Origin of the sequence: Soonwooa buanensis (assembly GCF_900167905.1) — a bacterium.
In the GTDB taxonomy this organism is placed as follows: Bacteria; Bacteroidota; Bacteroidia; order Flavobacteriales; family Weeksellaceae; genus Soonwooa; species Soonwooa buanensis.
In genome coordinates, this window is the sequence record NZ_FUYZ01000009.1 from 1 (window position 1) to 25,973 (window position 25,973).

The 25,973-nt window shown below is 35.6% G+C and carries 22 protein-coding genes and 1 rRNA gene; 13 read left to right on the top strand and 10 right to left on the bottom strand.

Translation table 11 applies throughout. From position 1 onward, the window contains the following. From B5X62_RS11780 to B5X62_RS11805, 6 genes are all read right to left on the bottom strand, one after another. Positions 1-140 (bottom strand): 16S ribosomal RNA (locus B5X62_RS11780); the annotation flags it as partial. Positions 141-1,420: 1,280 nt separating this feature from the next. After that, on the bottom strand, positions 1,421-2,320 hold the full coding sequence (locus tag B5X62_RS11785) for an MBL fold metallo-hydrolase (RefSeq protein ID WP_079667753.1): 900 nt from the start codon (positions 2,318-2,320) through the stop codon (positions 1,421-1,423). 71 nt (positions 2,321-2,391) lie between these two features. After that, a complete protein-coding gene (gene topA / locus B5X62_RS11790; RefSeq protein ID WP_079667633.1) occupies positions 2,392-4,965 on the bottom strand; it encodes a type I DNA topoisomerase in 2,574 nt (857 codons plus the stop codon). A 52-nt stretch (positions 4,966-5,017) separates the two neighbouring features. Continuing rightward, positions 5,018-6,169 (bottom strand): hypothetical protein, encoded by a 1,152-nt coding sequence (locus B5X62_RS11795; protein WP_079667634.1) that lies wholly within the window; start codon positions 6,167-6,169, stop codon positions 5,018-5,020. A 9-nt stretch (positions 6,170-6,178) separates the two neighbouring features. Further along, positions 6,179-7,315, bottom strand: a complete 1,137-nt coding sequence (locus B5X62_RS11800) for an EpsG family protein (protein ID WP_079667635.1) — start codon at positions 7,313-7,315, stop codon at positions 6,179-6,181. 4 nt (positions 7,316-7,319) lie between these two features. Then, positions 7,320-8,330, bottom strand: a complete 1,011-nt coding sequence (locus tag B5X62_RS11805) for a hypothetical protein (protein ID WP_079667636.1) — start codon at positions 8,328-8,330, stop codon at positions 7,320-7,322. A 254-nt stretch (positions 8,331-8,584) separates the two neighbouring features. Here B5X62_RS11805 and ileS point away from each other — a divergent pair, with 254 nt between their 5' ends. The 10 genes from ileS to B5X62_RS11855 all read left to right on the top strand — a co-directional run bounded on the left by ileS (position 8,585) and on the right by B5X62_RS11855 (position 16,986). Then, positions 8,585-12,061, top strand: a complete 3,477-nt coding sequence (ileS, locus tag B5X62_RS11810) for an isoleucine--tRNA ligase (protein ID WP_079667637.1) — start codon at positions 8,585-8,587, stop codon at positions 12,059-12,061. A gap of 99 nt (positions 12,062-12,160) precedes the next feature. Further along, entirely contained in the window at positions 12,161-12,541 is a 381-nt protein-coding gene (locus B5X62_RS11815; protein ID WP_079667754.1) for a TraR/DksA family transcriptional regulator, read from the top strand. A 97-nt stretch (positions 12,542-12,638) separates the two neighbouring features. After that, on the top strand, positions 12,639-12,881 hold the full coding sequence (locus B5X62_RS11820; protein ID WP_144038374.1) for a DUF6576 domain-containing protein: 243 nt from the start codon (positions 12,639-12,641) through the stop codon (positions 12,879-12,881). A gap of 14 nt (positions 12,882-12,895) precedes the next feature. Next, entirely contained in the window at positions 12,896-13,087 is a 192-nt protein-coding gene (locus tag B5X62_RS11825) for a DUF2683 family protein (RefSeq protein WP_079667638.1), read from the top strand. Next, on the top strand, positions 13,087-13,731 hold the full coding sequence (locus tag B5X62_RS11830; RefSeq protein WP_079667639.1) for a lipoprotein signal peptidase: 645 nt from the start codon (positions 13,087-13,089) through the stop codon (positions 13,729-13,731). Before B5X62_RS11825 ends, B5X62_RS11830 begins: the two co-directional genes overlap by 1 nt. Before the next feature lie 68 nt (positions 13,732-13,799). Then, positions 13,800-14,441: a SanA/YdcF family protein gene (locus tag B5X62_RS11835; protein WP_079667640.1), complete on the top strand. Its 642-nt coding sequence runs from the start codon at positions 13,800-13,802 to the stop codon at positions 14,439-14,441. Between the two features lie 194 nt (positions 14,442-14,635). Continuing rightward, the gene (locus B5X62_RS11840) at positions 14,636-14,896 is read left to right on the top strand and encodes a hypothetical protein (RefSeq protein ID WP_079667641.1); all 261 of its coding nucleotides are present in this window, start codon (positions 14,636-14,638) and stop codon (positions 14,894-14,896) included. Between the two features lie 2 nt (positions 14,897-14,898). Beyond that, positions 14,899-15,144 (top strand): hypothetical protein, encoded by a 246-nt coding sequence (locus B5X62_RS11845; RefSeq protein WP_079667642.1) that lies wholly within the window; start codon positions 14,899-14,901, stop codon positions 15,142-15,144. 24 nt (positions 15,145-15,168) lie between these two features. Then, positions 15,169-16,260 (top strand): sensor histidine kinase, encoded by a 1,092-nt coding sequence (locus B5X62_RS11850; protein WP_079667643.1) that lies wholly within the window; start codon positions 15,169-15,171, stop codon positions 16,258-16,260. 3 nt (positions 16,261-16,263) lie between these two features. Continuing rightward, the gene (locus tag B5X62_RS11855; protein ID WP_079667644.1) at positions 16,264-16,986 is read left to right on the top strand and encodes a LytR/AlgR family response regulator transcription factor; all 723 of its coding nucleotides are present in this window, start codon (positions 16,264-16,266) and stop codon (positions 16,984-16,986) included. 78 nt (positions 16,987-17,064) lie between these two features. On the opposite strand, the gene B5X62_RS11860 is transcribed toward B5X62_RS11855, so the two are convergent. Together B5X62_RS11860 and B5X62_RS11865 are read right to left on the bottom strand one after the other, a co-directional pair. Beyond that, complete coding sequence (locus B5X62_RS11860; RefSeq protein WP_079667645.1) at positions 17,065-18,333, bottom strand: T9SS type A sorting domain-containing protein; 1,269 nt, start codon at positions 18,331-18,333, stop codon at positions 17,065-17,067. Between the two features lie 452 nt (positions 18,334-18,785). Continuing rightward, the gene (locus B5X62_RS11865) at positions 18,786-20,063 is read right to left on the bottom strand and encodes a T9SS type A sorting domain-containing protein (protein ID WP_079667646.1); all 1,278 of its coding nucleotides are present in this window, start codon (positions 20,061-20,063) and stop codon (positions 18,786-18,788) included. Positions 20,064-20,432: 369 nt separating this feature from the next. Here B5X62_RS11865 and B5X62_RS11870 point away from each other — a divergent pair, with 369 nt between their 5' ends. The 3 genes from B5X62_RS11870 (at position 20,433) to trpS (ending at position 24,157) form a co-directional block, all read left to right on the top strand. Beyond that, on the top strand, positions 20,433-21,977 hold the full coding sequence (locus B5X62_RS11870; protein ID WP_159447654.1) for a helix-turn-helix domain-containing protein: 1,545 nt from the start codon (positions 20,433-20,435) through the stop codon (positions 21,975-21,977). After that, positions 21,974-23,107: a tetratricopeptide repeat protein gene (locus B5X62_RS11875; RefSeq protein WP_079667648.1), complete on the top strand. Its 1,134-nt coding sequence runs from the start codon at positions 21,974-21,976 to the stop codon at positions 23,105-23,107. Before B5X62_RS11870 ends, B5X62_RS11875 begins: the two co-directional genes overlap by 4 nt. A gap of 81 nt (positions 23,108-23,188) precedes the next feature. Next, positions 23,189-24,157 (top strand): tryptophan--tRNA ligase, encoded by a 969-nt coding sequence (gene trpS, locus B5X62_RS11880; protein ID WP_079667649.1) that lies wholly within the window; start codon positions 23,189-23,191, stop codon positions 24,155-24,157. An 88-nt stretch (positions 24,158-24,245) separates the two neighbouring features. Here the strand turns inward: trpS and B5X62_RS11885 are convergent, their stop codons facing one another. Both B5X62_RS11885 and B5X62_RS11890 read right to left on the bottom strand, forming a co-directional pair. Then, positions 24,246-24,542: a GNAT family N-acetyltransferase gene (locus tag B5X62_RS11885; RefSeq protein WP_079667650.1), complete on the bottom strand. Its 297-nt coding sequence runs from the start codon at positions 24,540-24,542 to the stop codon at positions 24,246-24,248. A gap of 192 nt (positions 24,543-24,734) precedes the next feature. Continuing rightward, a complete protein-coding gene (locus tag B5X62_RS11890; protein WP_079667651.1) occupies positions 24,735-25,946 on the bottom strand; it encodes a type IX secretion system plug protein in 1,212 nt (403 codons plus the stop codon). Between the last annotated feature and the right edge of the window lie 27 nt (positions 25,947-25,973).

Here is a 25,973-nt window from a genome sequence, read left to right on the forward strand (position 1 = left end):
CTCTTGATAAGGGCAGGTTGCACACGTGTTACGCACCCGTACGCCGCTCTCAATCTTCCGAAGAAAATCTACCGCTCAGCTTGCATGTGTTAGGCCTCCCGCTAGCGTTCATCCTGAGCCAGGATCAAACTCTCCATTGTAATGTTTGTTTAATCCTTAAACTCTTGCTCAATTTAAAATTGACGCTTTGGTTTTTTTTCCTTACTTGGTTGTTATATTATTTATGTCAATGATCTCTTTTCTGTTCGCATCCTCGGCTTCTTTTTTCTGTCATCTGTCTGCCGATTTGCGAGTGCAAAAGTAATTAAAAATTTTAATACCCACAAATGTTTTTTAATGTTTTTTTTTCAAACCCTCTAAAACATCCTTCCGAATATTAAACCCTTATTTCTAAATATCTCCTGCGCTGCTTGTCATTTCTGATTTGCGAGTGCAAAACTAAAAACTTTTTCCGAATCTCACAAATATTTTTTCAAGTTTTTTTTCGTAACCCGAATTCACATTGTAGTGTATTCTTTTTATTTGTTTCTAGTAACTTCTGCGCTGCTCACCACTTCTGATTTGCGAGTGCAAAAGTAGTTTCTTTAACCCTACCAATCCAAACTTTTTGTAAACTATTTATTAATTTAATCTTAACTTGCTTATTGTCAGGATCGTTTATTTTGGTTTGATGTTTCTTTTGTTTTAAGTTTAGTTAAAAAAGGAAACGGGAATTTCGGATCTGCCTTTATACTTAATGATCAAAATAGATTTTATCGCAAAGTGAAACTAAGGTTTTTATATATCATCCTCTTTTAAGAGAAACTAAGGCGCAAGGCTTACTTAGGTAAAACTAAGTTTGTTTGAAGTTGCGAGTTAACCACAAAAGGAAACAAAAGAGTTAACTGGGATTTGCATTTGAAGAAAGTTGAGGCACCAGATTGACTTCGTCGAACCACTTCGTTAGGTTTCTGCGTGTCGCTCTGAATGGCAAATGCAATCAAGAATTAGAATTTATCGTAAGGCTAAACAAAGACTTTTAATTTTCACTACTATTTTAAGGAAAACTAAGACGCAAGCTTACTTAGGGAAAACAAAATTTATTTGAAGAGAGGAGTTAACCACAAAAGGGAACAAAAGATTTAATTGGAATTAGTTTCATATAATGCAAAACATAATTCATAATTCATAATTCATAATTCATAATTAAAAATCGGAAATCTAAAATTGAAATTCGGAAATCGAATTACTATCCAGCATCTGCAATAGGGATGGAAGCGGCATCCTTGGAGCGGAGCGAGGCGACGGTGTTACGGCGCGACGAAGGAGCAACGTAACATAGACGACCGAGCGAAGCTTCCAAGATACAGCGGACAGCCCGACCGAGCTAGCAAGGACTCAGCATGGCGCGAGGATTGCCCGAAATAGAAAAAATAAAAAATTAAATTCTGCCTTGTTGCTTCAGCTTCCAATAGCGCAAAAGTCCAGAAACAGACATCCAACTTGGGTTTGCATATTCGTAAACTTGGATTTCTTCGGAAGACAGTCCTTTTTTGCGAAGTTGATTTTGTGTATAGTCCATAAACTTCGGTGTAATTTCGTCAGGCGAAGTTCCGTTTTCGAAATAAGGTTTTATCCAATTTGCCCAATCGTCCAAAATCGCGCGAAGTTCTTGTGTATGTTGCTTGGTGTTTTCTTGACGTCCAAAATGTGTGAGATAAAATGCGTCTGCATTTTCGGCATCGAGTTTATCTAAAGATTGTTTCCAAAGTTCGATATTGATATCTGGTGGCGGACAAGGCGGAACGACAGGATGATTTCCGATTTTGACACCGCCGACATCGCCAGTGAAAATTACACTACCAAGCTTATACGCATTGTGATGAACGGCGTGACCAGGTGTGTAAATCGTTTTGAATTCGTGTTCTCCAATTTTAACAATATCATTATCGTCAACTTGAACAAGATTTTCTTCGGCAATCGGTTCCATTTTTCCCCAAAGTCGATCCATATCGTCGCCATAAATCATCTTGGCAGAATTCCATAATTTTTCAGGATCGAGCATGTGCAAATAGCCTTTCGGATGAACATAAATCTTCGCACCTGCTTTCGCAAACTTCCAAGCGGCGCCCGCATGATCAAAATGAATATGCGTCAACAAAACGTGCTTAACATCATTAATATCGAAACCCGCACTTTCGATAGCTGATTTTAAATGTTCGTAAGTGGATTCGGGACCCGACTCGATAAGAATTAAACCATCTTGACTTTCGATCAAAAAAGAACCAATCGCATGTGGCGTATTGAGAAATTGTAAATCGAGGATTTTGATATCGGACATAATTGAATTATTTTGGACACTCCAATTTACCAATAAAAAAGCCATCTACAAAACTTGCAGATGGCTTTTCTTTATTTTTTCGGACTTGCCTTTTTGGTTGTCGTCGTTTTCTTTGCTGTGGTTGTTTTTTTGGCAGCAGGTTTTTTAGCTGGCGCTTTTTTCTTGGTTTCAAAAGCTTTCGGGTCTTGCTCTTTAATCCAAGCTTTCACCGTTTCCAAATCCATTTGTTTCAATTCTTCGGCATCATACTTTTCACCGTCTGCTCTTTTTGGAATTTTAAGATTCACTTTTCCGAATTTGATAAAAGGTCCCCAACGTCCATTTTCCAAAGCGATTTTTTCATCTTCCCATTGTTGAATGTAACGATTGGCTTCTTTTTCTAGTTTAGCATCGATTAACTCAACAATATCCGATTGCGACAAGTTGTTGAAATCATATTTTTTAGGAACATTTACATAAATCGATTTGTATTTAATGAACGGTCCAAAACGTCCAGTTCCTTTCGTTACCGGTTCGCCTTTATAGCTTGCAATTGGCGCATCGGCTTTTTGCTTTTCTTTGATAATTTCTTCAGCACGATCTTGATCAACTGATAATGGATCTTCGCCTTTCGGGATGGAAATGTAAGTTTCGCCCCACTTCACATACGGTCCAAAACGTCCAACGCCAATCGCAACGGTTTGACCTTCATATTCATTTAATTCAAATGGGAGTTTAAACAATTCCAAAGCTTCTTCCAATGAAATTGTTGCAATATTTTGACCGCTTAACAATGACGCAAAAATTGGTTTTTCTTCATCGTCTTGCTCACCAATCTGAATCATCGGTCCAAAACGACCAATTCTCGCGTGAACTTGTTTCCCAGATTTTGGATCAATACCCAAAATACGTTCTCCAGTTGCACGTTCTGCATTCTCCTCAACATCTTCAATTCTTGGATGGAATTTGGAATAGAAATCCGTCATCATTTTTTTCCATTCTTCTGAACCATCTGCAATTTCGTCAAAACTTCCTTCAACACGCGCCGTAAAGCCGTAATCTAAAATCTCTTGGAAATTGTCAATCAAAAAGTCATTAACCACTTCACCGATGTCTGTTGGGACGAATTTATTCTTATCGCCACCAAACTTCTCGTCAAGAACTTCTTTTTTGATTGCGCCTTTGGTTAGCGAAATACGAACAACTTCTCGCGTTTGCGGTTCAATCTCGCGCTTGTCAACATATTCACGATTTTGAATTGTCTGAATTGTCGGCGCATAAGTCGACGGACGACCAATGCCCAATTCCTCCAATTTTCTAACCAAACCAGCTTCCGTGTAACGAGCACTTGGCTTGGTGAATTTTTCTGAAGCTGTAATTTTTTTATAATCTAAAACTTCACCGATTTTAACTTTCGGAAGTAGTTTTTCGTTGTTTTCCTCATCATCTTCCTCTGTTTTTACTATTCCGTAAGCTTTAAGGAAACCATCAAAAACAATAACTTCGCCTTGCGCTTCAAAATGTTGTGGCAAGCTTGGATTTCCGATTTCGATAACGGTTTTTTCGATTTTAGCATTCGACATTTGCGAAGCTAACGTTCGACGGTAAATCAATTGATACAATTTGCTCAATTGGGCATCACCAATTGTTTTAACACCAAAATCAGTCGGACGAATCGCCTCGTGCGCTTCTTGTGCTGACGCAGATTTTGTTGTGTAATTTCTTGGTTGAGAGTAATCTGCTCCGTATTCCGAAAGAATTTGCGCTTTCGCACCATTAATCGCTTCTTGAGATAAATTCACGGAATCCGTTCTCATATACGTGATAAAACCTTCTTCGTAAAGACGCTGCGCCAAACGCATTGTCGTGGTCACATTGTAACCCAAACGCGAAGACGCCTCTTGCTGCAAAGTCGAAGTTGTAAACGGCGCCGACGCAGAACGCGTTCCTGGCTTTGTCTCAACATTAAGAACTTTGAACTCTGTATTTTTTGCTTGTTCTAAAAACTGTTCCGCATCGGATTCTTTAGAAAAGTCTTTTTTAAGTTTAGCGGCGATTTCTTGCTTACCATCGTTTAAAAAAACCGCATCAACCTTGAAACTTGCTGTTGGTTTGAAATGTCTAATTTCTTTTTCGCGCTCAACAATTAGTCGCACCGCAACCGATTGTACACGACCTGCAGAAAGCCCTGGTTTTACTTTTTTCCAAAGAACAGGTGACATTTCGAAACCTACAATTCTGTCCAAAACACGCCTTGCTTGTTGTGCATTGACTAGATTTTGATCAATATCTCTTGGATTTTCGATTGCTTTTAGAATCGCATTTTTTGTAATCTCATGGAAAACAATACGTTTTCTGTTGTCTGGTTTTAATTTCAGTTCTTCTGCCAAATGCCAAGCAATAGCTTCTCCTTCGCGGTCCTCATCGGATGCTAGCCAAACCATTTCGGCTTTTTTGACAGCTGCTTTCAACTCGGCAACCAATTTCTTTTTATCGGCAGAAACCTCGTAATCTGGCGTGAAAGACGACAGGTCGATTCCCATTCCTTTTTTCGGCAAATCCCTTATATGACCGAAGCTGGACTTCACTTCGAAATCCTTCCCCAAGTACTTTTGGATGGTTTTTGCTTTTGCTGGTGACTCAACGATAACTAGATTTTTGGACATTCTGAAATTTTTTGCAAAAGTAGAAGTTTTTTATTAAATGAGATTTATTGTTTTAAATCATTTTATGAATCAGTTCAAAAGGAACAAAGAAAACCCGATAAAATAAGCCTTCGAAAGTAAATCCTTTCCCAGACATTTCTACTCTATAAATAAGTGATATAAAAATAATTACAAAAGTAATAAGATAAGTTTTATTAAGTTGAATCGGAAAATATTCCCAGATCGTTTTAGTTGGTTTAATTAAAATTGGAAACATAATAATGAGGAACATCATGTGGATATACATCCAGCGTCCCCAATCAATTGCTAAAACGAATAAGGGTAACGAAAATAGAAATGCTCCTAAAATCATCCACCCGACAATTTTGCAGATTTTTTCAGTTTTTAAATAAAAAATAACATGAAAAATGCTAATTGCTAAACTCAAAAAATACCAACGATAATCATCGAATGCATTTTTAATATATTCTCTTTCGTTAATATCCCAGAAGAAAATCCCTCGTGTGAAAACAACGCCGCGTTCCTTAAGAATTGCTAGCGAATGTCCCTCGTTGATTTCCTTCCCAAAAAGAACAATTAGAACCGCAGGTATAAAAACAGCAGCAAAGTATTTAATATAGCGTTTTAATTCAAATTTTTCTTCTTTAAGATATAATGCGATCACAAAATAAGGAACAAAAAACAGTGCTATCTCATGTAAAAACATCGTGATAAAAAGTCCAAGAACTATTATCCATTCTTTGGTTTTTGTGAGTTTGTTATTGATTAACCAAAAAACTAACAACGCAAAAAGTAAGAATATGATAAACTCCTTTTTCCCTGCGTAATCCACACAATTGAAAAGTCCGACAAACCCCACAGAAGACAGCATTAGTGAGATATATAGCAAATCGAGTTTCCTGTTTTTTATGATTTTAAAATAAACAAAAAAGAAACTAACAATAATCACTAGCTGAAATCCAAAGACTAAATAGTTAAGTGGAAATCCTGTCAAGTCTTGCAATAAAAAGAAAAAACTTCCGGAAAGACCTCGTCTCTTAAACCCTCCATCCTGATAGTTAATCAGCCAATCTCCAAGAATATAGCCGTCCGATTTTTTGTTATGAAGAAAAGTAAAAGCCAAAGTGTAAACCGCAGTCGCAATCGTTATAAGATATGCAACGAGTTTTAAGTTTAGCTTACTTAGAAATTTATCCAGCTTCATATCGTATAATTATGGAAGAATCCAGTTTTTATATCTATCTATTGTAAATCTTCCTTTACTAATATTGTTAAATGATGAGAATACTAAGAAGTTAAAAATCGCAAGACAAATAATGAAGAAATGTATTATTTTTTTAGTTCCTTCATTAACCACATACATAGCATTTGGAATTATTAGATAAGAAACCCCAACAAATACACCCGCTAATCTTGACGAAAAGATTGGATTATTCCTAAATATAAAATAAGAACAAATTGCAATTACTGCATAGTTACGATGATACTCGTAATAGGGATACTTCTTTTTCATCGGTGTATCAAAAGCAAATAAGAAGAAGGTCACAATGGTCATCATGAGTTCAGGTAATCCAAACTCTCCTCGTTGTCGTACAATAGTTTCGTTCATATAGCCGTTAAACCCTACGGAAACTGTTGCGTCAGCCGTCAAATTCTCTAACCAGCTACCAAATATCCGATACACCTCAAATGGGGACGCAATTAGAGAACCTATTATTAACAACAGCATCATCATTTTATTAAGAGGAATACGAGCTACCCAATACATTGGTAATAATATATAACATACACTATGCATCCCACCAGCAATATGAATAAACAACAAATACATCCACACCCTCCGTTCTTTAATATATCTTATCGCATAATAAGCAATAAAAGAACCTAGGTTTTGTCTAATCTGCCCACTCTCACCAACAAAAAACCCAGGAATAAAAAATATCAACAAAAATGTAAAAGGATACATCGTATTTTCCTCCACAAATTTGTTTTTAAATGTTACTGCAAGAATAGCGACAACAAAAGTTAACATAAAAAATGGAGCATTAAACATCCTCACCACTTTGTTAATGAAGACAAATCCCCATTCTAACTCAACTGGATTAGGTGGTGTTAAACCTAACGCTTTTAGGAAAATACTCCAATAATCTTTGGTTGTCGACCAATAATAAATACCTAAATAACTTCCAAAATCGGCCCCTACATTATCTCTAAAACCTGCAAGAATTATAAAATATGCACCAAGCCAGTAAAGATACTTTCGGTCTAGCTTTTCAGAATAGGTCTCATAAAAACTGCAGATCATCATGATAACCATTGCAACGATAAAGTAAGGATGTAATATATTCATATCGTTAAATGGTTAATTTCAAATCAGATTTAGAGTTAATAGCAAAAATTACTGCAATAATCATTATCGGCAAAAATAGTCTAGTTTCCCAAAACAATCCGACCAATACGACCATGGCAAAATAAGGTAACGAAAAAATTAAAAAGTTAAAAAAGATACTTTTGCGCTCTTTTATATCAATAAATTTATTCAGAAGCCATATTCCGACTATCCCATATAGCAATCCCAAAAGATTAAATGGACTTGTGAAATTTTGTTTTAAATAAACACCTTCAAAAAATGTCGTTTCTTGTTTAATAATCATTGTTCTCAGTAAAACATACGGAATAATAAACGCTAAAACCAAAATCAACACGTTGACAATAACATTTTTATTCAAAGTTTTTAAATTCTTAAAATCTAAAAATAAAGCAGCAAAAAAAGCAATATTAAGACAAGCCGTTTCTCTAACAAATGTTGACACAAAAATCACAATAGCCGTCAAAATAACATACAAAAAATTCTGGCTTTCTTTAAACTTTAAACTAAAAAAAACACCTAAAAGAAAAAACGCTAACGCAATAGAATCGCCATTAGTAGGCACATATTGCGTCATACAGGTCAAGAAAACAGCGACAATAAAAAGCAGCAAATTCTTCTGACTTTTAAAACCCGAACCATCACTTACAACATTGATTATTCGTTCAAGAACAATAAAAGAAATTGCAAAAAACAACGCATTGGTCAAAAAAATACTATGATAATAAATGCTTCCATTTTTTATTAAAATAGGTTTAATTATCACCAAATAATTTTCCACGACAAAGTGAAGAAAATTATTCATCTCAACACTTACATAATTTGGAATAATTCGATAAGCATACACCGATGAAAATATAAAATCTGGTGGTTGCTCGAGATGTTTTATTTTAACATAAGACGATTCGAAACCGTAATATGTCATAAACAACAATAAAAAAGGAAAAACTATGACAATCAAGAAATAATTCAGGCTTCCTTTCAGTAGATTTGACATGGATATTCAATATTTTTTCTCTTTACGATAAAACGCAAAGATTCTCATTTGTTCATTTTTATAATTGCAAAAATATAAGATTTTAAGATACAAACTTTTGTAACATCATTCCTTTTTTAATCTTTCTTAAAATATTTGATATTAAATTCATGTTTCAACACCATATTTCTCACCTTGCAGACCGCTATTTTTTGCTATATTTTCACTAAATTCGCAAACTTAATTATTTAGTATAAAAGAACTTGAGACTGAAAATGAGTCAATTTAAAGAATATAAAAACCTAAACCTTAGCCAAGTTGCAGAAAATATTGCTGCTAACTGGAAGGAAAACGACACTTTCAAAAAATCTGTGGAAATCCGAGAAGGGCATCCTGAATTCGTGTTTTACGAAGGGCCGCCATCTGCAAACGGACTTCCAGGCATTCACCACGTTATGGCGAGAGCGATTAAGGATATTTTTTGTCGTTTCCAAACGCAAAACGGAAAGCAGGTTTTCCGAAAAGCGGGTTGGGACACACACGGACTTCCTGTGGAATTGGGCGTTGAGAAAGAATTAGGCATCACCAAAGAAGATATCGGAAAGAAAATTTCCATTGAAGAATACAACCAAGCTTGTCGCAATGCGGTAATGCGTTATACGGACATTTGGAATGACCTTACCGAAAAAATCGGTTACTGGGTAGATTTGGAAGATCCGTACATCACTTACGAACCAAAATATATGGAGTCGGTTTGGTGGTTGTTGAAGCAATTGTACAACAAAGATTTATTGTACAAAGGTTATACAATTCAGCCATATTCGCCAAAAGCGGGAACTGGACTTTCTTCTCACGAGTTGAATCAACCAGGAACCTATCGCGATGTTTCGGACACAACGGTTGTTGCTCAATTTAAAGTTAAAAAACTGTCTGAAAAAGTTGCTTCAAAAATCAAAGGTTATTCTTCGATTGAAGCTTGCGATATTGCAGAAAATACTTGTGGCGGCGCTTTGCATTGGGCAGAGTTCGACAATGAAAAAGAGCAACCTATCCATATTTTAGCTTGGACGACAACACCTTGGACTTTGCCTTCTAACACAGCATTGACGGTTGGTCCAAACATCGATTATGTTTTAGTAAAAACTTTTAATCAATATACTTTCGAACCGATAAATATTATCTTGGCGAAAGCTTTGGTAGCAAAACAATTCGGGAAGAAATTCGTAGAAGGAACAAACGAAGATTTTGCAAATTATGCGGCTGAATCCAAAACCATTCCTTACCAAGTTTTAGCAGAATTCAAAGGATCGGATTTGGTCGGAACAACTTATGAGCAATTGGTTCCTTGGTTTTTACCAGCTGAAAATCCAGAAAAAGCTTTTGTTGTAATTCCTGGAGATTTCGTGACAACGGAAGATGGAACGGGAGTTGTGCACACGGCGCCGACTTTTGGTGCAGATGATGCAAAAGTGGCTAAGGATGCTGGTGTTCCGCCGATGTTGGTGAAAGACGAAAACGACAATTTGGTGCCGTTGGTGGATTTGCAAGGTCGTTTCATTAAAGGTGAAAATGTCCCTGAATTATTTTCAGGAAAATATATTAAAAACGAATATTACGACGACGGAACGGCACCTGAGAAATCTTGGGATGTGGAATTAGCGATTTTGCTAAAAACCGAAAACAAAGCCTTCAAAGTTGAAAAATATGTCCACAGTTATCCGCATTGCTGGAGAACGGACAAGCCGGTTTTGTACTATCCGTTGGATTCTTGGTTCGTGAAAATGTCTTCAGTTAAAAACCGTTTGGTAGAATTAAACGAAACCATCAATTGGAAACCAAAATCTACTGGTGAAGGGCGTTTTGCGAATTGGTTAGAAAACGTAAACGATTGGAATCTTTCCCGTTCAAGATATTGGGGAATTCCGTTGCCGATTTGGAGAACTGAGGATTTAAAAGAAGAAATCATCATTGGTTCGGTTGAAGAATTATATAATGAAATCGAAAAATCGATTGCTGCAGGTTTGATGACGGAAAATCCTTTTAAAGGTTTTGAAATCGGAAACATGGCGAAAGAGAATTACGAAATCATCGACCTTCACAAAAATGTGGTGGACAAAATCGTTTTGGTATCAGCGTCTGGAAAAGCAATGAAGCGCGAAAGCGACCTAATCGACGTTTGGTTCGATTCTGGAGCGATGCCTTATGCACAATTGCATTATCCGTTTGAGAACAAAGCAATGATCGACGATAGAAAAGCCTATCCAGCAGATTTCATTGCAGAAGGTGTTGACCAAACTCGTGGTTGGTTCTACACGCTACATGCGATTGCGACGACCGTTTTTGATTCGGTGGCTTATAAAAATGTAGTTTCTAACGGTTTAGTTTTAGACAAAAACGGACAAAAAATGTCGAAACGTCTAGGAAACGCCGTTGATCCTTTTGAAACGCTTTCCGTATATGGTCCCGATGCCACGCGTTGGTACATGATTTCGAATGCGAATCCTTGGGAAAACCTAAAATTCGATATCGAAGGAATTGATGAAGTTCGTAGAAAATTCTTCGGAACGCTTTACAACACCTACTCTTTCTTTGCTTTGTATGCGAATGTTGATGGATTTAATTATTCAGAAAAAGATGTTGAAAACAGACCAGAAATCGACCGTTGGATTTTATCCGAATTAAATCTTTTAATTAAAGAAGTAAAAGCTTTCTACGAAGATTATGAGCCAACAAAAGTGGCAAGAGCAATCAATACGTTTGTGAATGATAATTTATCGAATTGGTATGTAAGATTGTGTAGAAGACGTTTCTGGAAAGGCGATTACAGCGATGATAAAATTTCGGCTTACCAAACTTTATATACTTGTTTGGACACAATTGCAAAACTTTCGGCTCCGATTGCGCCATTCTTTATGGATCAATTGTACCAAGATTTGAATGCTGTAACTGGAAAAACAAACGGCGAATCTGTGCATTTAACGGACTTCCCAGTTGCTGATGAAAGCTTAATTGACACCGATTTGGTAGAAAAAACGCATTTGGCGCAACAAATTACGTCGATGGTTTTCTCATTAAGGAAGAAAGAAAATCAAAAAGTTCGTCAGCCGCTTCAAAAAGTGATGATTCCAGTTTTGGATGCAAAAACAGAAGCTCAAATCAATGCAGTTGCGGAACTAATTAAGCAAGAAGTAAACGTAAAAGAGCTTCAATTAATTAATGCTGAAGAAGCGTCACATTTAATTGTAAAACAAATCAAACCGAACTTTAAAGCTTTAGGAGCGAAGTTAGGAAAAGACATGAAAGCAGTTGCTGGAGAGATTTCTGCTTTCACAAGTGAGCAAATTGCAGATCTTGAAAAAACAGGAAAAGCTACAGTTTCTGGACACGAAATCACGATTGACGATGTTGAAATTTTCACATCAGACATCCCAGGTTGGACGGTAGCAAGTGAAGGAAAAATCACTGTGGCATTAGATTTGACGTTAACGGACGAATTGAAATCGGAAGGAATTGCAAGAGAATTCATCAACCGCGTTCAAAACCTTAGAAAAGACAAAGATTTTGAGCTAACGGATAGAATTAACATTTCTATAGAAAACGATAATCCTTTCTTAGCTGACATCGAAAGAAATAAAGCTTATATCTCTGAAGAAGTTTTAGCAAATAATATTGTTACAGAAGCGATTTCTGAAAACTTCAACGAAATTGAGATAGATGAAGTTAAATTTAAAATAAAGGTAGAAAAAGTTTAAAAATTGTTAATATTGCTTGTTTTTTTTGTAACAGTTTTATAAATATTTTTTACTATCTTTAATTAATATAAAAAAACCAAATTATTTAAAGTTATGAACATGGCAGAAGAGAAATTACGATATAGTGACGCCGACTTACAAGAGTTTAAAAAACTGATTCAAGATAAAATAGATAAAGCAGAAAAAGATTTAAGTCTTATTAAAGAAAGTTTTATTAACGATCAAAATAACGGAACGGACGATACGTCGCCGACTTTCAAAGCTTTTGAAGAAGGCGCAGAGACGCTAAGCAAAGAACAAAATGCGTTGTTAGCAGGAAGACAAGAGAAGTTTATCCGTGATCTGAAAAATGCGTTAATCAGAATACAAAACAAAACTTACGGGATTTGTCGTGTAACAGGAAAGTTAATCTCAAAAGAAAGATTAAAAGCTGTACCACACGCAACTTTGAGTATTGAAGCTAAAAATATGCAACGTTAATCCAAAAACATTTGAGATTGTATAAACGATTATTTTCTTTAATTAAGTAATAATACAGGTTTACAAGAAATTGTAAACCTTTTTTGGTTATAAAGTCATGATACTGGTTATCATCTTTCTTATTATTATCCTTATTTTTGCGTTTGTTTTTAAAGACAAGTTTAGCGCTTCAATTTCTAAACCAGAAGAAAAGTACATGAGCATCGATGACCGTTTTAATAATGATAAACGTGAGCGCGAAAAAGAAATTGACCAACTGCTAAGCAAAATTGGCGAAAACGGAATAGACGATCTAAGTCCTAGAGAACGAAAAAGACTAGACGAATTATCAAAAAAATAAATCCTAAATAAATAATGGAATCTATAATAGTACACACAAAAAATGCAATGGAGTTAGCGGCTCTTAAAAGTGTTTTGAAAGACATGAATATCGAGTTTGAAAAATTTCATACAAGAAATCATTTTCACAATCAAAAAACGGTGAAGAAAATCAACGATAAAAAAGAGCAAAAAATCAATAGACCTAACAAGCCAAAAGGACAATAATGAAGAAGATTGCATTAATCACTTTATTGATTTTAATAATCGACCAAGCTTCAAAAATCTATATTAAAACACATTTCCATCTTGGCGAAAGTGTAGAAGTCTTTGGACTTAGCTGGTTTCGATTGACTTTTGTTGAGAATCCAGGCATGGCTTATGGACTGCATTTCGGAGGACTTTGGGGAAAATATACTTTGATCTTGTTAAGACTTGTCTTAGCTGGCGGGATGATTTTCCTTTTCAGAAAATGGTTAAAAGAAGGTGCGTCCAATTACCTCATCATTCCAATGGCCATGATTTTTGCAGGTGCAATTGGTAACGTTATCGACGGCATGTTTTACGGGATGATTTTCGATTCTGGAACGATGTACGAAGAAAGTATCGGCCGTTGGATTGACTACGACAGCGTATCAAAACTAACGCCTTTCGGTGAAGGTTATTCGCACTTTATGCGTGGTTGTGTGGTCGACATGCTGCACTTCCCGTTGGTTGACACGACTTGGCCAGATTGGGTGCCTATATTTGGCGGTAAACATATTGAATTTTTCAAATATATCTTTAATGTAGCAGATTCTGCGATTACAGTTGGCGCTTTGTTCCTTTATATATTTAGAAAGAAAGCTTTCCCAAATGGTTTAGATTTTTAAATTAAAATTTTTGAAAAGCAATAAATAAATCTTATTTTTAAAATTCGATTAAATGATACGAGTTTAGAATGAAAATTTTCAAGAAAATATTAAATACAGGACTGATACTCATCGTAGTATCAGCCCTTTTTGTTTGGTGGTCCAACACAACGATAGAAAGCGACACCGAAGCTTATAATTCGTTTAATATTAATGATATTCCGAAGGAGAAAGTTGGTCTTGTACTTGGCACTGGAAAAACGCTAGCGAATGGTCAACCAAATCTTTATTTCAATTACAGGATCGAGGCTGCTGTAGAATTATACAAGGCAGGAAAAGTCCAATATTTCATCGTAAGTGGTGACAATTCTAAAAAGAACTACAACGAACCCGAAGATATGAAGTTGGCTTTAATGGAAAAAGGTGTCCCCGAAAATCATATTTTTGAAGACTTTGCTGGCTTCCGAACTTTGGATTCTGTAGTTAGAGCAAAAGAAATTTTCGGTCAAAAAGAACTCGTTATCATTTCGCAAAAATTCCATAATCAACGCGCGGTTTTTCTAGCGCAACAAAACGGAATGACGGCTTATGGCTACAACGCAAAAGATGTCAACAAAGCGATGGGCTTCAAAACCAATCTTAGAGAAAAGTTTGCGAGAGCCAAAGTCTATTGGGATATGTTCTTTGGTGTGGAGCCGAAATTCGGAGGAGAAAAGATTCAGATTCCGTAATTTACCATTCGACATTTCAAAATTACCGTTCATCATTTATAACCATAATTGCTGATCATGAGATATTATATTTGTTTAAGAAAAACCTCAAAAAACAAAATATCATGGTCACACTAATCATCGAAATCGCTGTTAAAATCATAGATTTTATCACACAATTTTTCGCTTAATATTTTTTAAACCAAAACAAAAAAATGAATAAAAAACCAAACTACTCAGAGATGCCAACTGAGGAATTGCAAATATTACGTGACAAACAAAAGAAGATCTGGACTACTTTTGCTAGCATTTGGATCGTCATACTTTTGGTGTATTTAGGAATTAACATCTACAAAGGTTTTGAAAAATTTAATTTCCCAGCGTCGATTCCTATTTTTATTCTCCCAATTACGTTGTTGCCGATCTACACGACCTTTGCGACAATGGATAAAGAATTAAAAAGTAGAAAAAAATAAATATGTCAGACATCGATTATACAACTCTTAGCAACGAAGAATTGTTAAAAGCTAAGAAAACTTTAAAGTCTACGAAAATCCTTAATTCGGTTTTAATTGGCTTCATGGTAGGCGTAGCGGTTTTTGCCTATTGGAAGAAAGGCTTTGGGTTTGCTTTTATTTTTCCTGTGTTTTTAGGCTACTTACTTTATAAAGCTTCGAAAAAAACTGAAATCCTAGAAGCAGAACTAAAAAAAAGAAATCTCTAGAGCAAGTAAAAAATAAGATTAAACATGAAACTCTTAAGTAATTGGCGTTATCACCTTTTCACGATTGTATTTTTTGTGTGTATTATTTTCTTCTTTTTGACTTTTAGAAAATTAATATTCACAGAACTTTACGGCGGCAAAGATTTTCAAATGTTTTGGGTGTTCGAGCTTTTCCTTTGCGTTGTATCGCTGTACATTATATCCAACATTACTGTTTTTATTTTAGAAAAAATAGAACATTTTGGACTTCTAAAACCCAAAACCATCATCATATTATTTGCCGGTTTGTTTCTATGCCACATTGCTTTTCAGGGAACATTTTGGCCAATTTTACAAGAATCGCAAGATTACTTTATTCCCAAAAAATATCATTATAATTTTACTGAAAAAATGGTATTTGATAAGCGTTTGGTTAATTATTTTTATTTCTTTTTTATATCCGTAACGTGGCTGGTTTTCATCTACGCCTACAAGATTTATGAGATGAATCAAAATGAACTGAAGCATAAACTCACCATCGAAAAAAATTTAAAAGAAGCCAATCTCAACACGTTGAAAGGACAGATTAATCCTCATTTTATTTTTAATAGCCTTAACAACATCCGAGGTCTTGTACAAGAAGATCCGCAAAAAACGAAAGAAATGATTACGCGACTTTCCGAGTTATTGCGATCGTCACTTCTATCAGGGAAAAGTAATTTTGTGCCGTTAGAACAGGAAGTGGAAACGGTTGAAAATTTTTTAGAAATTTCTAAAATCCAATACGAAGAACGTCTTAGCTACGACATCGATATTCCAAAAGAGCATTATCGTTATTATGTTCCGCCAATGATTTTGCAAATGTTGGTCGAAAACGCTGTTAAACATGGGATTTCTGTTTTAAAAGATGGTGGTTCTATTTTGGTTAAATCTTATGAAAACGCAGACACTTTTAATCTTTTAGTTAAAAATTCTGGCCAACTCAACACGTCCGAAAAAGGAACGCAAATCGGAATTAAAAATATTGAAGAACGTCTAAAACTATTGTACGACAACCAAGCTAATTTTAGTCTAAAAGAAGAACACAACGAGGTTATTGCCCACATCAGCATAAAAAAAGATGTTTTGAAAAGTTAAAATATGATGAAAATAAAAGCCATAATTGTTGAAGATTCTCGTCTTGCACGCAACGAACTGAAAGAACTTCTCGAAGCTCACCAAGAAATTGAATTGCTTGCAGAAGCAGAAAATGCCGATGTTGCCGAACAATTAATAAAAGAACTAAAACCAGACCTCATCTTTTTGGACATCCAACTTCCAGGACGCGATGGTTTTCAGCTTTTAGAAATGTTGGACGATGTACCGATGGTGGTTTTCACAACGGCTTTTGATGAATTCGCTATTAAATCGTTTGAATATAATGCGCTCGATTATCTTCTAAAACCTATCAATCCGAAACGCCTGAACCAAGCTTTAGAAAAAGTGATTGATAAACTAAATGAACAAGCCGAAAAGCGCGAGAAGAAATTAGATTTTGATGATCAGATTTTTATTAAAGAAGGTGAAAAATGTTGGATGGTTCGTATTTCGGAAATTTATCTTTTTGAGGTGGAAGGTAATTACACCAAAGTATTTTTTAGAAACGAAAAAGCAACACTTTCTAAATCGCTTAACCTCATCGAAAAAAAATTGCCTCCAGAAAAATATTTCCGAGCCAATCGTAACACGATTATCAATGTAAGTTTTATCCAGAATATCGAGCCTTGGTTCAGCGGAAATCTCATGGTGAAACTCCCTAACAACAACGATGTCGAAATATCGCGCCGACAAGCTGTCATTTTTAAAGAAACTTTCGGAATCTAAACCGATTCTAATAATACAAAAAACCGTCGTAAAGACGGTTTTTTGTTACCTAACTTAAAATATAATATGAAAAAGCAATTAGCCTTTCACAAACTTGATACTTTCTTCTTTTCCGTTTTTAAGAACTTTAAGAATGTAAGTTCCTTTTGATAATTTAGAAATATTGATTTGGTTGCTACCTGTATTTTTTTCAGTAATTACTTTTTGTCCCACCAAGTTGTAAATTTCGATAGTGTCTTGTTTACCAACATTTGTAAGATTAATAATATCTTTTGCTGGGTTTGGATAAAGTTTCACCTTGTCTACATTCACATTACTAGTTGCCATGTTTGATTCTGGCAATTTGATAGCGAATCCCATAATTTCGCTACTGTCCTTAAGTCCAACACCAACAATGTATTGACCATTAGGAGAAATCGCCAATGGCAAAGAAAAGTTAATCCCTTTTGTATCGTAACCTAGACTTTCTGCATATTCGTTAAGGTCAACGCGTCCACCTTCTCTTGTCCAAATAAAACCACTACCCGAGAAAGCGCCAGTTCCCCACTGTCTGAAGTAACCAACCACCGTTTTACCATCGTCAGTAATACCTGTTGCAGAACCTTCGTACATTGGATCTTCGTGCGTTAACTCTAGATAACCTTCGGTCTCATCCCAGATATATGGATAATCGTAATTTGCTCCGATAATCGTTTTTCCATTTGGTGTTACAGAAAAAGCTTCGCCCACATTGTTACCATCTGTATCTTTAATAAAATGCTGAACGCCATTTTTCCAATAAACTCCAAAACGGTCAAAGTCATCATCTTGCCAACCAACAATAACAGTCCCGTCATCATTAATACCATTAGCACGAGAGCTTGTTTCAGGATTTGTACTGCCTAAGTCAACAAGACCGCCAGCTTCTGTCCACTTAATTGCATGCGCTTCCATCGCATTTAGGAATCCAAGTCCTACAACTGTAGTTCCGTCGCTTGTCATTCCGTAAGCTGAACTTTCTTGTCCTGCTACTATATTTCCTAGATACTTCCAAGTGCTGGTTGCGACATTGTAATGCGCCATTTCGTTAATCATCGTATCTGGATTTGTCATGGTACCAGAAATATATTTACCATCACTAGAAACACTTGTGTTACCAGATATTTGCTCACCATTAGACGGCTCTCCGATCACAACAACGCCACCAGCTTCCGTCCACATAATCTGATTACCGTACATAACGCTTCCAACTGCAACACCGTTGTTAGAAACATCTGTCATAAATCCGAATTCTGTTGTATCGAAAACTTGGGCATTAGTTAAACTGATAGAACCAAGAAGTAAAGCTGAGTAGTAAAGTTTTTTCATTTTAAATTTTGTAAATATTCGTTATTGAACAAACTTAGATTTATCATAGAAAAAAAACAAAGGAATGACTTTCGTATTTCGGGAAATCCTAAAGTAAAAATTATTTAAATAACTAAATAACAACCACTTACAAAAACAAAAAAGGAAACCTAAAATAGTTCCCTTTCCTTTAACTTAATTTAATATGAAGGCTAATTCTTAGCGAATTATAACATTCCGACTTCTTGTAATTGATGATTCTTCGTGTGTTATTTCCTTTCAATAAATTGAAATAGTAAGCTTATTGAGTTTATAATAATTAACATTGATTTGATGCTTCAAACATAAAACAAAAATGAAATTGAGTTCAAGAATTGATCTTTCGGATTTCAAGAAATTACAAAAGCTTAATAATAAAAAAGATAGCCGACCTGTAACGAGATCGGCTATCTACTAATAACAAAATATGAAAATTAATCCTTAATAAATTTCAAAGTCTCTACTTTGCCATCATTAGTGATTTTTAAAATATAACTTCCTTTCTCAAAGTTTTGAACATCCACTTTTTTCTCGTTTGAAGTCGAAATAGTGTTCATTTTTTGACCAGCCATATTATAAATCTCGACATTAGAAATTTTTCCTTCATTACTAATATTTACAAAATCTTTAGTTGGATTAGGATAAATGCTAAGTTTTGCTTTTTTTGCGTCATTGGTTGCCATCGTCGAATCTGGAAGTTTAATAACAAATCCTCTTGCATCATCTGCTGTCAAACCAATACCAGCAATGTATTGTCCGTTTGGAGAAATCGCCATCGGCAAAGAGAATTTTAAACCAAGTGTATCATAACCAAGGCTAGCAACATAATCGTCAAACTTAACAACGCCTTTTTCTTTAGTCCAGATAAATCCGTAACCGTCCAACGCCATCCCACCATATGGTGTAAAGTATCCCAATACCGTTTTACCATCGCTAGACACAGCAGTTGCTGATCCAAAATAATCTTCATCTAAAGGTGCTATTGCCGTGTAACCATCTGTAGCACTCCAATAGAAAGCATTTTCGTCCAAGCCTAGCCCAACGATAGCACTTCCATCTTCTGACACCGAAATAGCTTCACCTACATGATTGCCAGCTGTAGTCTTAATGTAATTTTGTTGTCCATCCTTCCAATAAACACCTTGTCTTCCTCCGGTAGAACTATCTTGCCAACCAATTACAACATTACCGTCTCCACTTACGCTATTTGCTCTAGAGCTACGACCAGTAACTGTACTTCCTAAATCTTGCATACCATTGGCTTCAGTCCACTTTATACCGTGACCTTTTCCACTGCTTGTCCAACCTAGACCAACAATTGTTTTGGCATCGTAAGACGCACCCCAAGCCGAACTTGTATCTGTACCCGAGCTATTGCCGAGACCTCCAAGATATGTCCAAGTCTTTGATGCAACATCATATTTTGACATTTCGTCTTTACCTGTGCTTGGGTTTGTCATAGATCCTGTAACGGTTGTACCATCTCTAGACACAGTAGTCATCCCTCCAATGTAGTCATTCTGAATTTCACCAATAACCGAACCGCCCGCTTCCTCAGTCCAAATTACATGTAATACACCATAGACATTACCAACTGCAACACCGTTATCCGAAACGCTTGTCATCTGTGCAAAACTTCCTACATCATAGACTTGCGCATTAATACCAATAGTTGCGCTCACCAGAAGTGCAGAAATGTAAAGTTTTTTCATAAATTTTTATTTAATTTTTTGATTCTCTAACTTACTGGTTAGGAACGAAATGAACTAAAATCTGTCTTTGGGATTTCGGAAAATCAAAAAGAACTTAATTTTAATCCATTGAAAATCAAAGACTTTAAAAACAAGTTACAATTATAAAATCTTGATAAAAAAGAGAAATAAGGATTCTAAATTATTCGATAAATAACAAATATTTACAAATCTTTTACTAAATTCACGCTTCTTAACTAATTGTTATCAATTTTGCATTAAGAACAAGCTTATAAATGTGGTGTGAAAAATATATATAAATATTGTGTGGTCTTTTTTCTGATGTGCTATTTCTCCCTGACAGCGCAGGATAAAAGTGAATTTAAGTTAATGCTTTCTAATAGTATAGAAAAGATGTATCAAAATCCGGATGCGGGCATCAAAGCTATAAAATCTATTAGTTCTACTTCTGATAATATCCATAGACAACTGGTTGCAAGAAGCTTACTTTCAGAATCTTATCAATTAAAAGCTAATTATGACGAAGCTCTTAAAATGGCTTTAGAAAATGTAAACACAAAAGGAGAGCTCGAGCCTAATGATCAATTACTGAATAATATTGGAATGATTCAGCAATTACAAAATTTAGGACTTTACGAACAGTCAGAAAAGCTGGTGGACACTATTCTTAAAGAAGATAAAAAAAGAATTGCAGCCCAAGAAAATAGAATTATCGCTGCCAAACTTTATCAATTGCATGCGAAAAATCTTTTTAGAAAAAATAAAATAACAGAAGCGCTAGATTTGCTGACAAAAAGTAATGCTCTTTGCGATATCAACGAAACATCGAGTTACAACATTTTATCCACTAATATTTTAATAAATGCGAGACATTCGCTTCAAAAAAGAGATTATAAACATTTAGAAAATCTGGTCGATCAACTCAGTGGTATTTCCGCAAAACATCCTCAAAATCTTTATGTTGCTTCTCGGTTAGAAAAGTTGAAGGCGAGCATATTATTTGATCAACAAAAATACGATGAAGCGATTGTCCATCTAGACTCTGCCCTATCCAAAATTAATCACGTCGATTTTTTAGGTTTAAAAAATACGCTTTACGATGATCTTGCGAAGAATCATTTGGCTTTGCGTCACACAACCGAACACGATAAATATCAAAAACTGCATCAAGAAAGTCAAAATAAAATCGATGAAAGTCGAAAAGAAGCGATCGAAAATTTGATGCAACTTAATCTCGATTTCCAAAACCAAAACTTCCGAACGATAGAGCATAAAAACCATACAAATCTTTATACATCTCTAGCTGTTGGTGCTGGATTATTACTTTTAATGGGATTTTGGTTATTTCAGACTTATCAAAAAAATCAATTTCTAAATACACAATCAAAGTTTTTAGAATATCAAGCCAAACTATTCGAAAGTCAAAAACAGCAATCAGTTCCGCCAGTTTCAAAAGAAGTTGAAGTTGAAACGCCAGTTGAAAATGATGCAAATCCAATTACGGATCAAGAACTTGAAAAAACTACTAAACAAAAAAGCTTTTCGATTTCCAAACAAAAAGAAGATGAAATTCTGCGCAAACTAAATGACTTCGAAATGTCAAAAACCTTTATGGATCGCAATATGTCTTTGGCAGCGCTATCAACGCAACTCGAAGTTAACACCAAATATCTTTCTGAAGTTATTAAAAAAAGTAAAGGAAAAAACTTCACAACCTATATTAACGAATTGAAAATCAACCATATTGCATACCTCATCTCGACAGATGCGGCTTATCGTCAATATAAGATTAGTTATCTCGCCGAGTTGGCAGGATTTGCGTCGCACAGTACATTTAGCATCGTTTTCAAAAATGTGACTGGCGTTACCCCGAATGATTATATACAACAAATTGCTAAAAGAAAATTGATATGAGAAGTTGGTTAATTGCAATTTGCTGCTGCTTTTTATTAGCACCAAAACAGATCTTTGCACAAGATTTAGAGGCTGATAAATTAAAATTTAAGGAGGCGAGAATGTTGCTTTATGATGAACCAGAAAAAGCAATTAGCATCTCCAAAAGCCTTTTAAAAACAGAAAAAACACCCGATCAAATTGCGAATATCTATATGTTGATTTCGAATGCTTATGTTGCCAAACGCGACATAGACAGCTCGTTATACTACATCATGCGGACTTCCGACTTATTGACGACCAACGTTAAAACGGTTACCAAAATTAGGATTCTTAATACGATTGGCGTGCAATATCAACAGATGGATTTGTTCGATAAAGCCTTAGAAAATCTTGAAAAATCCGAGGCACTTTGCCGTACGCTGCCTGCGAAAGACTATGACCGAAATTTTAATCTAAACTTTATAGACGCCGTTCGCGGGATGATCTATCGTAGTCAATCTAACCCAGAAATGGCGATTAACAAATTTGTCCCTGCCATTAGCTTTTTCAAAAATTTAGCAACAGAACCAAAAAACGACGCCAACATTAGCGTTTTTTCTTACAATCTTGCTTATTGTTTCTTGGAACTAAAAAATTACAACCAAGCCAAAAATTATTTTGATGAAGCCATTTTCTATGGTAAAAGATCAGGAACAAAAAGCCTAGAAGCCTTTGCATATAAAGGTATGGCGGACAATTACTACACACAACATGATTACAAAAAATCCTTAGAGATTCTAGCAGCAGCGGAGATTCTTGCTAAAGATGTTTCGGATCTAAGTCTAAAAGAAGGCATCTACGAAATAACGCGCGACAATTATTTGGCGTTAAATGATTGGACAAAATATCAATCTTATAATGAGTTACTTCGTTTGACGAGACAAAAAAAGCAAGACAGCGAACTGAAATCGCTTAACCGTCTCATGAATTTGCAAAACCAAGATTTCCAAAAGAAACTTTCAAAATCCGAAAAACAGTTTTCTATTTATCAAATCATTATTTGGTCAATTGTAATTTTAGCTTTACTTATTATGTTAAAACGAATTTTGGATTTTAGAAAACGAAACAAAACGCTTACTCAAAAATTAGGAAGTCAACTGACTGACTAATCTTTTATGTAAAGTCAGGAGGTCAAGAAATTGGTCAACAACACAATCTTTTGTATTTTTGCTATTAAATAGAACACTATTATGGCAAGAGTCTTAACCGGCATCCAAGCGACCGGAACCCCGCATTTGGGAAATCTTTTAGGAGCGATTATTCCTGCAATCGAATTATCAAAAAAAGCAGAGAACGAATCATTTTTATTCATTGCAAATCTTCATACTTTAACCTTGATTAAAGATGCAGAAGCTCTGAAACAAAACACCTATGAGATTGCTGCAGCTTGGCTTGCTTGTGGACTAGACACCGAAAAGACGCACTTTTACCGTCAAAGCGACATCCCAGAAACTTGTGAATTGACTTGGTATTTGGATTGTTTTTTTCCGTTCCAAAGATTGCAATTGGCGCATTCTTTCAAAGATAAATCGGATCGATTGGCGGATGTTAATGTTGGATTGTTCAACTATCCAATATTGATGGCTGCAGATATTTTGTTGTACGATGCGGAGATTGTTCCTGTAGGAAAAGATCAACTTCAACACCTAGAAATTACAAGAGATGTGGCAGAAAAATTCAATCGTCAAATGGGCGAAGTTTTTGTTTTGCCGTCAGCTGAATTGCAAGAAGACACCAAATATGTTCCAGGAACAGATGGTCGCAAAATGTCAAAATCGATTGGTAACATCATCAACATCTTCGCACCTGAAAAGGAATTGAAGAAACAAGTAATGTCCATCGAAACGGATTCTAAATCTTTGGAAGAACCAAAAGATCCTGAAACGGATAAAGTATTTGCGATCTATCAACTGATTGCAACACCAGAACAAACCGAGGAACTAAGAGCTAAATATCTGGCTGGCAACTTCGGATACGGTCATGCAAAAACTGAATTGTTAAATCTTATCTTAACACGTTTCGAAAAAGAGAGAGAGACTTTCAATTATTATATGTCGCATCTTGACGAACTAGAATCGAAATTGCAAGAAGGTGCTGCAAAAACACGTCCAATTGCACAACAAACTTTAGAAAAAGCAAGAAAAAGTCTAGGACTATAAAGCTTAAAAAAAAATCGGCGGAATTTATTTCGCCGATTTTTTATTGTGCAGAATCTAATATTCTCGATCTTATTTTTGTAAAATCTAATTAAGATTTAAGTAAAATATCTTGTACATCATCCATACGAGACATCACTGTTCTTGCGTATGAGCAATGTGGATAGACTTTCCAATTGTTATCTCGAGCAAAATCGATGGCTTCTTTCACGATTAACTTGCCAAGTCCTTGTCCTTCAAATTTTGGATAAATATTGACAAACGAAATGACATATCGGTTATCTTCGGGCATTATCGTGTAGGTTAATCTTCCCACTTCTTCGCTGTCATTATGCATCGTCATAAATCCGCCGTTGCCTGATTGGTTGTTTTGGTATGTGTAATTCATAATCTTTTTATTTTTAAATGAAATTTCAAATATTATTCCAAATTAGGCAACTGCGTGACGCGATAGGGATAGTAGCGAATATCCTTTTGCGAGGTGGCTGAGCGCAGCGAAGTCCACCTCGCAAAAGATAGCAGCGGATAGCCCGACCCGAAAGCTTCGGGAAAAGCGAAGGCTCGGGAATCGCCCAAAATACTATCTAACTGGCGTTCTCAATTCGCCGTAACCTAACAATCCATCGTAGTTGCGGCCAAATGGCGTGTAATATAATAAGGACTGGTAAAGGTTTTCGGTCTGCCAAAAGTTACCATTTATTTCTCCAAAATTTAGGCTTCCATCCTCGTTTTTAGTAGCGAGCATATAGTTGTAAAAGCCTTGTTTTAGGTAGATTTTTGCAACATACATTTTGTTGGCTTCGTCATAACTCATCAAGCTATTTTCGTCGACTTTGTAATCGTTAAATTGTCCAAGAACGTAGATGTTTTTGTTCATTTTTAAACTTTCTAAAGCGAAATGAACCATAGAATAATCGGCTTCTTTGTTGGCGTCACGTTCGATGCCTAGATCATTTCGACGGAAATAATAGGCGCCGTTAACGTCGCCATAAGCTTGGTAAGTCTCGGGATATGCCCAAACTGGGAATAGGTAAGTTTGGTTCTGTCCATTTTCTGAGCCTACGTTGGCAACCATGTCGTACGCTTGATTAAGGATTTTGTTATCGAAATAATAAAATTCGCTATTACCTGGAAATGCTAAGCCAAGCTGTTGAAACAACATTTTGTTACCCAAAGTCGACGTTGGACGTTGATTAGTAATCATCGTATTCCAGTTGTTATTTTGCATCAACGACATCGAAATCGAATTGATGTTATTGGTAACGCTTGTCCCACTACCAACCGCCTGCACTTCTATACGTTGACGCAAATCGGGCTTTTTGGCATCTTGATATCTTGACATTTGCAAACCTACATTAGCCGCTTCTTCATAAATTGCAAATCTTTTTTTGAAAAGTGGTTTGTCCGCAGAATCTTTATAAACGATAATCTCGTAGTTACCAGAGATTTTTGGTGTGATTTTTTCGTTCGGGAAAGTCAATTGATAATGTGTGTAAGCCTGAGTCGTGTTAAACGAATACTGAAAATTATCGATCAACGCATTAAGGCTTCCGTTGGCATATTCTGTAAAGAAAAGTCCGTCATCTTGCCAATTTCGGTCGTAATGTTTAATGGTATATCGATAAATTTGGCTGCTATTGGTTAAATCATCAAACCTTAAAATAAGTTGTTGGTTGAAACTAATAATCGGCGTCTCGTCATTAGTTTGTGGATTAAACAATTGTACACCAGCAATTTTCTGAGCCTGCAAAAGGCTTGTCATTAAAAGAAAAACAAAACTTAACTTCTTCATATCACGAAGATAAGAAAATTAGATTCG